6 protein-coding genes and 1 pseudogene are annotated in these 9,208 nt (G+C 73.9%); 5 read left to right on the top strand and 2 right to left on the bottom strand.

The features are described 5' to 3' along the window. Positions 1-144, bottom strand: a pseudogene (locus tag J5X07_RS13115) (ornithine carbamoyltransferase); the annotation flags it as partial. 74 nt (positions 145-218) lie between these two features. After that, positions 219-1,448 (bottom strand): arginine deiminase, encoded by a 1,230-nt coding sequence (locus tag J5X07_RS11060; protein WP_208479844.1) that lies wholly within the window; start codon positions 1,446-1,448, stop codon positions 219-221. 354 nt (positions 1,449-1,802) lie between these two features. Here J5X07_RS11060 and fmt point away from each other — a divergent pair, with 354 nt between their 5' ends. The 5 genes from fmt to J5X07_RS11035 all read left to right on the top strand — a co-directional run bounded on the left by fmt (position 1,803) and on the right by J5X07_RS11035 (position 9,198). Beyond that, the gene (gene fmt / locus J5X07_RS11055; RefSeq protein ID WP_208479843.1) at positions 1,803-2,750 is read left to right on the top strand and encodes a methionyl-tRNA formyltransferase; all 948 of its coding nucleotides are present in this window, start codon (positions 1,803-1,805) and stop codon (positions 2,748-2,750) included. A 263-nt stretch (positions 2,751-3,013) separates the two neighbouring features. Further along, a complete protein-coding gene (locus J5X07_RS11050; protein WP_424924133.1) occupies positions 3,014-4,405 on the top strand; it encodes an RsmB/NOP family class I SAM-dependent RNA methyltransferase in 1,392 nt (463 codons plus the stop codon). Between the two features lie 142 nt (positions 4,406-4,547). Next, positions 4,548-5,243 carry a ribulose-phosphate 3-epimerase gene (rpe, locus tag J5X07_RS11045; RefSeq protein ID WP_124934338.1) on the top strand — a complete coding sequence of 232 codons (696 nt, stop codon included), beginning with the start codon at positions 4,548-4,550 and terminating at the stop codon, positions 5,241-5,243. Positions 5,244-5,700: 457 nt separating this feature from the next. Beyond that, positions 5,701-7,563, top strand: a complete 1,863-nt coding sequence (locus J5X07_RS11040; RefSeq protein ID WP_208479841.1) for an ATP-binding protein — start codon at positions 5,701-5,703, stop codon at positions 7,561-7,563. A 66-nt stretch (positions 7,564-7,629) separates the two neighbouring features. Then, a complete protein-coding gene (locus tag J5X07_RS11035; protein ID WP_124934344.1) occupies positions 7,630-9,198 on the top strand; it encodes an acyl-CoA carboxylase subunit beta in 1,569 nt (522 codons plus the stop codon). The last annotated feature ends 10 nt before the right edge of the window (positions 9,199-9,208 follow it).

Below are 9,208 nucleotides of genomic sequence, written 5' to 3'. Positions count from 1 at the left end.
GTTCTTCCCCTCCAAACGACGAACCTCACGCCCCTCCTTCTTCGCAGCCTTCAACTCAGCCGCCAGCTCAAGCAGACCACCCCACTCCTGAGCAGAGAAATCCAACTCCTTAAGAAAACTACGGCCATGAAGCGAATGAGACACAGAAACTCCTTCGGTAGGTGTCGGGATTGATGGACTGACGTAGGTCGATGAGATCGATGCCGCAGGCGTTGCGGTCATGCCTCGACGGGGTCGCGCAGCACCGGGCAGCTCATGCAGTGGGGGCCGCCGCGGCCGCGCCCCAGCTCAGAGCCCGGCACGGGCAGGACCTCGATGCCGTTGTCGGACAGGAAGTCGTTGGAGCGCACATTGCGCTCGTAGGTCATGATAATTCCCGGGGCGACCGCCAGGGTGTTGCAGCCGTCGTCCCACTGCTCGCGCGCCGCCGCCCGGGAGTCCTGCGGGGTGATGAGCACCTCGATGTCGTCCAGGCCCAGCGCCTGGGCGATGACCCTGTGCATGCTCTGGGCCTCGTTGCGCGAGACGGTCACGGCGCTGCCGTCCTCCCCGGGGCGCAGGGTGATCGTGGGGAGCATCCCCAGGCCGCCGTAGGCGATGAACCGCCCGGTGTCGACCATGGTGAGCACGGTGTCCAGGTGCATCTGGGCGCGGGTCTTCTGCATCTCCACGGCGATGATCCGGTTGATGGAGCCATCGGCGAACAGGCGCGTGGCCAGGCGCTCGATGCCCTGGGCGGTGGTGCGCTCCGAGACGCCGACGAGTAGGGCGCCATTGCCGATGACCTCGACGTCACCGCCCTCGACCGTCGCCGGCCCCGCGGCCGTGCCCTCGGACCACACCGGGAAGCCGCCCTGGGCGAACATCGGGTGCCAGCGGTAGATCGCCTCGTAGTTGACGGTCTCGCGCTGGCGGGCCGGCATCCTCATGGAGTTGATCGACACCCCGCCCTGGATCCAGCAGGAGGTGTCCCGGGTGAACAGGTGGTTGGGCAGCGGGGTGATGACCAGGTCGTCGTGGTCCATGGCCGCCAGGGGCAGGGAGTCCCCGCACGGCCCGTGCTCGAGCATCTCAGTCCTGGTGATGCCGGCGATGAGCATCTCGGCCAGCTCGGCGGCCGCCATGGACTCGGCCAGGGCCCTGAGGTGCCGGCCCGCCACGGGGCCGCAGGTGTTCTCGTTGATGACACGGTCCAGGATGTAGGCCCTGGCCTCATCGACCTCCAGGGTCTGGACCAGCAGCTCCTGGAGGTAGAGCACCTCGGCGCCGCGCTCGCGCAGGAGGGCGGTGAAGCGGTCGTGCTCCTCCTGGGCCCGCTCCAACCACAGGATGTCGTCGAAGAGCAGCTCGTCCTTGTTCTGGGGAGTGAGCCGGAGCATCTCCCGGCCGGGCCGGTGAACGATGACCCGCTTGAGCCTTCCGATCTCGGAATCCACGGAGAAACCCATGTCTCCCTTTCCGACACATCGTCGTGTCCTAGGTCAGTGATCCGGTGTGCGCATCGCTCGGCACGAGCGTTCTGGTACGCCCGTACCGGGGAACTGGTACGAGCGTACCAGGTCGGTGCGCACTTGAGAAGCCCCAGGTGATCGTGAGTTTGGGGGAACTCATCGTGGTCGGCGGCCAGTCCGGACCTTGGTCCTAGATGGGCCGCTCCCGTCCGCTGCCGGCCCGGCGGCGCCGGCTGCCCCGCCGAGTGCGGCGCAGTCCGGGGGCGGTCGCCGAGTTGTAGGTATCCGACAAGGCGCGCGGCGCCCGGGCCGCCCCTCGGCCGCATCCGCGCCGCCCGTAGACTGGAGCCCATGCGCGTCCTGTTCGCCGGAACCCCCGAAGCCGCCCTGCCCACCCTCTCAGCCCTCCTGGAGTCCGACCACGAGGTGGTCGGCGTCCTGACCCGGGCCGATGCCCGCAAGGGCAGGGGGCGCGCCCTGACCCCCTCGCCGGTGGCCCGCCTGGCCCGCGAGGCGGGCCTGGAGGTGCGCACACCGGCCACCCTCAAGGACCCCTCCGCCCAGGAGTGGATCCGCTCCCTGGAGGCCGATGCCGCCGTCGTCGTGGCCTACGGCAGGATCGTGCCCCCCGGGCTGCTGGCGGTGCCCGAGCACGGCTGGCTCAACCTCCACTTCTCCCTCCTGCCCGCCTGGCGCGGCGCCGCCCCGGTCCAGCGGGCCATCATCGGCGGGGATGAGATCACCGGGGCCTGCGTCTTCCAGCTCGAGGAGGGCCTGGACACCGGGCCGGTCCTGGGACGGCTGACCGAGACCATCGGGCCGCGCGACACCAGCGGGGACCTGCTGGAGCGCCTGGCGCACCGCGGTGCGCCCCTGGTGCTCAGGGCCCTGGAGGACATCGCCGGGCACGCCGCCGCCCCCGAGCCCCAGGACGAGGCGCTGGCCACCCTGGCCCCCGTGCTGTCCTCAGCCGACGGCGAGATCCGCTGGGCCGATCCCGCCCAGAGCATCGAGCGGCGCATCCGCGGGGTCACCCCCGCCCCCGGCGCCCACACCTCTTTGGGGGCCAAGCGCCTGCGCCTGGGCCCGGTGGACCTCGTCCCCGAGGTCACCGACCTGCTCCCGGGGCAGGTCAGGGCCGCCAAGCACGAGGTGCTCGTGGGCACCGGGGGCTGCGCGGTGCGCCTGGGGCGGGTGGCGCCCGCGGGCAGGAGCTGGATGGATGCCGCGGCCTGGGCCCGTGGGGCGAGACTCGGCGCGGGAGCGCTGCTGGGCGCCGATGCGGCGGGGGCCCGCTGATGGCCCCGGGACCCGCGGGAGGCCCCCGGCGCCCAGCAGGCCGCTCCCACGGCAAGGGCCAGCAGCGCGGCCATGCCGGAATCCAGCGCCGCGGCCAGGGCCGCGAGCGCGGCTCGGCGGGCCGGGGCACGGGGAGGGAGGGGCGCAGGGGCTCCTCCGACTCCGCCGGCCACCGCGCCCAGGGCGGTCAGGAGCCGCGCGACCGCCATCAGGACGGGCACCGGCGGCGCGGGCCGCGCCGCACCGGTGCGGATGCCCGCCAGGTGGCCCTGGAGGTGCTCACCAGGGTCGGGCGCGACGGCGCCTTCGCCAACCTCGCCCTGCCCCCTGCCCTGGACGCCGCCGGCCTGGACAGCAGGGACGCGGCCCTGGCCACGGCCCTGACCTACGGGACCCTCAGGCTCCGGGGGCGCTACGACGCCATCATCTCCCTGTGCCTGGACCGCCCGCTGGACCGGCTCGACGACGTCGTGCTCGATCTGCTGCGGCTGGGGGCCCACCAGCTGCTGGGGATGCGGGTGCCCGGCCACGCGGCGGTGAGCGCCACGGTGGACCTGGCCCGCAGGTCGGCGGGCCACGGGGCGGCGGGCCTGGTCAATGCGGTGCTGCGCCGCATCAGCGCCAAGGACCCGGGGCAGTGGCTCGCCGTCCTGCGCGAGCAGGCCCCCGATGGGATCACCGCGCTGGCGCAGGTCGAGTCACACCCGCTGTGGGTGGCCAGGGATCTGCGCCAGGCGCTGGTGGCCCATGGCCGGCCCGCCGAGGAGCTGGCCGCGCTGCTGGCGGCCGACAACGCCGACCCCGAGGTGGTCCTGTGCGCCCGCCCCGGGCTCATCGCGCCGGAGCGGCTGGCCAAGGAGGCGCGCCTGGTCACCGGGCAGGAGCCCGCCATCGGGGCGGTCAGCCCCTGCGCCGTCGTCCTGGGCGGGGGGGACCCCGGCCGGATCCGGGCGGTTCGGGACTCGCGCGCGGCGGTGGAGGACGAGGGCAGCCAGCTGGTGGCCCTCATGGCGGCGCAGTGCCCCCTTCAGGGCCGCGATGAGCGCTGGCTGGACCTGTGCGCGGGACCGGGGGGCAAGGCGGCGCTCCTGGGCGCCCTAGCGGTCCAGCGCGGCGCCCGCCTGGTGGCCAACGAGATCTCCTCCCACCGCGCCGACCTGGTGCGCTCGGCCGTGCGCGCCCTGCCGCCCGGGGCGGTGGAGGTCCGCCAGGGCGATGGGCGCCTCTACGGCGAGCAGGAGCCGGGCCGCTACGACCGGGTGCTGGTCGACGCCCCCTGCTCGGGGCTGGGCTCCCTGCGCCGCCGGCCCGAGTCGCGCTGGCGGCGCACCCGCGGCGACGTCACCGAGCTGGCGCAGCTGCAGCGAGAGCTGCTCACCAGTGCGCTCAGGGCGGTGCGCCGCGGGGGAGTGGTCGCCTATGTCACCTGCTCGCCGCACGCCCTGGAGACCGAGCTCGTCGTGCGCGACGTCCTGCGCCGCCAGGAGCGCGAGGGGATGGCGGTGGAGGTGCTGCACGCCGGCGACGCCGCCACCCGCATCGCCCCGCGCCCCCCGGCCGGCGCCGGGCGGGAGATGCTGCAGCTGTGGCCCCATCTCGACGGCACCGACGCCATGTTCTGCGCCCTGCTGCGGGTCGCCTCCAGCCCGGGCTGAGCCGCTGCGGCCGGGAGGGCCGTGGACGGCCGCGTGGCGGGGGGCGGCGGGGCGATGCGGGACACCGGGGGGCGGGCACGGGACAATGGGCCCATGCGCCGAGCCTGAGCGCCGGACCGCCCGCTACCGGACAGGAGCCCCCATGACCACCGCCCCGACAGCCGCCTGCGCGAGGACCGCGCCGGCCATCCACCCCTCCATCCTCAACTGCGACATCGCCCACCTGGCCGATGAGCTGGCGCGCATCGAGGGAGCCGATGGCGTGCACGTCGATGTCATGGACAACCACTTCGTCCCCAACCTCTCCTGGGGCCTGCCGGTGGTCGAGGCGGTGGTGGCCCACACGCCGCTGCCCGTGGACGCCCACCTCATGATCGAGGACCCCGACCGCTGGGGGCCGGCCTACGCCGAGGCCGGCTGCCGGATCGTCACCGCCCACAGCGAGGCCCTGGTCGCCCCGGTGCGCCTGGCGCGCGAGCTGCACCGCCTGGGCGCGGGGGCGGGCCTGGCCCTGCGCCCCTCCACGCCCCTGGAGGCCGTGGAGGACGTGCTGGGGGAGTTCGACCTGCTGCTCATCATGACCGTCGAGCCGGGCTTCGGCGGCCAGGCCTTCATCGAGTCCATGCTGCCCAAGATCGAGCGCGCCCGGCGACTGGTGGGTCGGCGCGGGCTGGAGCTGCGCATCCAGGTCGACGGAGGCGTCTCGGCCGGCACCATCGAGCGCGCCGCCCAGGCCGGCGCCGAGGTCTTCGTCGCGGGCTCGGCGGTCTACGGCGCCCAGGACGCCCTGGCCGCCATCGAGGAGCTGCGGGCCCTGGCCCGGGCCCACGCGCACTGAGCCCGGCCCGAGCGCCGCCCGGTCGGGCGAGCGCGCCGGGCCGCACTCGCTGGTGCCCCTGTGGTCGATGATGCCTCCGGGGCGATTGGGGCCCGCGGTGCGATGCCACCCCTGTGCTTGTGGGAAACCTCAAGGCCGATGAAGGGGTGCTGACCGCCTTTCCCAAGCCTGGTCTATGCACCGGCGTTGCTGGGCTCTGGCATGTTACGCCAATGTCACCCCCGGTCTTTGTGAGGTTTCCACAAATCTGTTGCGGACCGCGAACCCGTAGCCTCATTCCTGGCGGCGCCCGCCCTCCCGGCACCCAGTCGGGACTGACGGCCGGGCCGCACGCTCAAGGACAGCACCACGGCCGCTACGGCCCCAGCAGGCGGCCCACGGGATTTCGGAGGAATCCTCCACGCAGCCCCCGCGGACCGCGCCGCCCGATCCAGGCACCACAGCAAGGAGACACTCGGTGACCCTCTCCCGCATCCTCATCGCCAACCGCGGTGAGATCGCACTGCGCGTCGTGCGCACAGTCCGCGACCTCGGGGCGACCTCGATCCTCCCCTACACTCCGGAGGACCTCATGAGCCCCGCCGCGGAGCTGGCCGACGAGGCCCACGCCCTGCCCGAGGGCTCCTCCTACACCGATGCCCAGGCGATCCTGGCGCTGGCGCGGGCCACCGGTGCCGATGCCATCCACCCCGGCTACGGCTTCCTGGCCGAGGACCCGGCCTTCGCCCAGTCCGTCATCGATGCCGGCATCACCTGGGTGGGGCCCTCACCCGCGGCCATGGAGGCCCTGGGGGACAAGATGAGCGCACGGCGCACGGCCCAGGCCGCCGGCGTCGACCCGGTTCCCGGCATCACCGACTCGGTCACCCGGACCTCCACCATCACCGCCTTCGCGGCGCGCCACGGCTACCCCGTGGCCCTCAAGCGCACCGACGGCGGGGGCGGGCGCGGCATCACCGTGCTGTATTCCGATGAGGAGGCGGCGGCCACCCCGGCCCTGGCCTCGGCGGCCGCGGGCAGCTCCACGCTCATCCTCGAGCGCTTCGTCACCGCCGCCCGCCACGTCGAGACCCAGTGCGCCCGCGACGCCCATGGCGGCTTCGCCGTGGTCTCCACCCGCGACTGCACCCTCCAGCGCCGCAACCAGAAGCTGCTGGAGGAGGCCCCCGCCCCCTTCCTGCCCGAGGGCCTCCACGAGCGCCTCGTCGAGGCCTCGCGGCGCCTGCTGGAGACCGTGGACTACGTCGGCGTGGCCACCTGCGAGTTCCTCCTGACCCCCGAGGGCGATCTGTGGTTCCTCGAGGTCAACCCGCGCCTGCAGGTCGAGCACTGCGTCTCCGAGGAGGTCACCGGCACCGACCTGGTCGAGATCCAGCTGCGCCTGGCCGACGGCGGCCGCCTGGGCGGCATCGGCCAGGTCCGGGGGCACTCGGTCGAGCTGCGCATCACCTGCGAGGACCCCGCCCGCCACCTGGCGCCCTCCACCGGGGTCATCTCGCGCCTGCGCTGGCCCGCGGGCCCGGGCATCCGCATCGAGTCCGGTGTGACCGAGGGCGACGTCGTCACCCCCATGTTCGACCCCATGCTGGCCAAGATCGTGGTCACCGGCGCCACCCGGGACCAGGCCCTGGCCAGGGCCCGCCGGGCCCTGGCCGAGACCGTGGTCGAGGGCGTGACCGTGTGCACCGGCCTGCACGCCCACGTCCTGACCCAGGAGGCCTTCACCCGCAGCGATGAGGCCGGAGCGCTGGCGGTGACCACCCGGTGGATCGAGAACGAGGTCCTCCCCGAGCTCGCCTCCGCCGCGGGGCAGGACGCCCAGGGCGACCAGAGCGGCGAGGACGCCGCGATCCCCGACCCCTCCCCGCGCACCCGCTCCAGCTACGTCATCGAGCTCAACGGGCGGCGCATGCAGCTGACCCTGCCCGACGGCATCCTCGCCCCCGCCCACTACGGGCACGACTTCGCGGCCCGCTCCCGGCGCACCCAGCCCCTGCGGGGCCGCAGCGGCGGGGGGCCGGCCCGCAGCGCGCGGACGGGCGCCGCCGGCGCCGGGGCCTCCGGAGGGGAGGCCGGCGGCGAGCCCGGCGTCATCGCCGCCCCCATGCAGGCCATCGTCACCCGCATCTGCACCGAGCCCGGGGCCCGGGTGGCCCAGGGAGACCTGCTGGTGGTGCTGGAGTCCATGAAGATGGAGAACTACGTCCACGCCCCCCATGACGGGACGATCGCCGAGATCCCCGTGGGCGCCGGACGCACGGTGACCGCAGGCGATGTCCTCGTGCGCATGAGCGCCCCCGAGACCACCCAGGAGGCCTGAGCCTTGACCGCACAGACCAGCACCACCGCCACGCCCCCGCCCGGCGCCGACCAGGGCGCCGGGACCATGGCCGACTCCGCGGCCACCACCGCCTTCCGCGAGCGCATGGCCCGGGTGGACCGCGAGGCCGAGGAGCGGGCCGCCGAGCGCCAGCACGCCAAGGGCAAGCGCACCGCCCGCGAGCGCATCGCCGCCCTGCTCGATGAGTCCACCTTCCTGGAGATCGGGCGCTACAACGGGTCGGGCGCGGGCAGCGGGGCCCGGCCCTCGGGCGTGGTCACCGGCTTCGGCCAGATCGACGGCCGCCAGGTCGCCGTCTACTCCCAGGACTTCTCGGTCTCCGGCGGCGCCCTGGGCAGCGTCGAGGGGGACAAGATCGTCCGCCTGCTCGACGACGCCCTGCGCCTGCGCATCCCGGTCATCGGCCTCATCGACTCCGGGGGCGCCAAGATCCAGGAGGGGGTGGGGGCGCTGCGCCAGTACGGGCGCATCTTCAACCGCACCTGCGCCGCCTCCGGGCTGGTGCCGCAGATCAGCGTCATCCTGGGCCCCTGCGCGGGCGGCGCCGTCTACAGCCCGGCCCTGACCGACTTCGTCATCGCCACCCGCGAGGCCTCCCACATGTTCGTCACCGGCCCCGACGTCGTGCGGGCGGTCACGGGGGAGAGCATCACCGCCGAGGACCTGGGCGGCGCCCAGATCCACGGCTCGGTCTCCGGCGTCGTGCACTACGTGGCCGAGGACGAGGCCGATGCGCTGGGCCAGGTGCGCACCCTGCTGGCCTACCTGCCCTCCTCCTCCGAGCGGGGCGCCCCCCGGTACGACTACGACGAGCTCCAGGCCCAGGCCGACGCCGAGGCCGCGCGCGAGGTGGGCTCGCTGGTGCCCGCCTCGACCCGGCAGGCCTACGACGTGGTCGATGTCGTCTCGGCGCTGGTCGACCACGGCGAGCTGGTCCAGGTCCAGGAGGACTTCGCCGCCAACGTGGTGGTCGGCTTCGCCTGCTTCGAGGGCCGCCCGGTGGGCATCGTGGCCAACCAGCCCCTGGTGGACGCCGGGACCCTGGATGTCGACGCCTCGGAGAAGCTGGCGCGCTTCGTGCGCTTCTGCGACGCCTTCGGGCTGCCGGTGGTCACCTTCGTCGACGTGCCCGGCTACCGCCCCGGGGCCGAGCAGGAGCACGCGGGCATCATCCGGCGCGGGGCCAAGGTCATCAACGCCTACGCCACCGCCACCGTGCCCCTGGTGACCGTGGTCCTGCGCAAGGCCTACGGCGGGGCCTACATCGTCATGGGCTCCAAGGCCATCGGGGCCGACCTCAACTTCTGCTGGCCCGGGGCGGAGATCGCCGTGCTGGGCGCGGCCGGCGCCGTGGGCATCATCCACCGCCGCGACCTGGCCCGGGTCCGCACCGAGCAGGGGGAGCAGGCCGCGATCGCCGAGCAGGAGCGCCTGACCGCGCAGTACACCGACTCGGTCATCAACCCCGACAAGGCCGTGGCCATCGGCGAGATCGACGCGGTCATCGCCCCCGAGGACACCCGCACCGTCATTGTCGACTCCCTGGCCGCCCTGCGCGCCAAGAACGACGCCCGTCCGGCATCGCCCAAGAAGCACGACAACGTGCCCCTGTGAGGACCCAGCC

This window comes from Actinomyces bowdenii (assembly GCF_017592395.1).
In the GTDB taxonomy this organism is placed as follows: domain Bacteria; phylum Actinomycetota; class Actinomycetes; order Actinomycetales; family Actinomycetaceae; genus Actinomyces; species Actinomyces bowdenii.
This window is presented reverse-complemented; position numbering and strand designations above follow the sequence as displayed.

Excerpts from the sequence above, each read along its gene's own strand:
- J5X07_RS11060 (WP_208479844.1), bottom strand. The coding sequence starts at position 1,448 with ATGGGTTTCTCCGTGGATTCCGAGATCGGAAGGCTCAAGCGGGTCATC.
- fmt (WP_208479843.1), top strand. The coding sequence starts at position 1,803 with ATGCGCGTCCTGTTCGCCGGAACCCCCGAAGCCGCCCTGCCCACCCTC.
- rpe (WP_124934338.1), top strand. The coding sequence starts at position 4,548 with ATGACCACCGCCCCGACAGCCGCCTGCGCGAGGACCGCGCCGGCCATC.
- J5X07_RS11035 (WP_124934344.1), top strand. The coding sequence starts at position 7,630 with ATGGCCGACTCCGCGGCCACCACCGCCTTCCGCGAGCGCATGGCCCGG.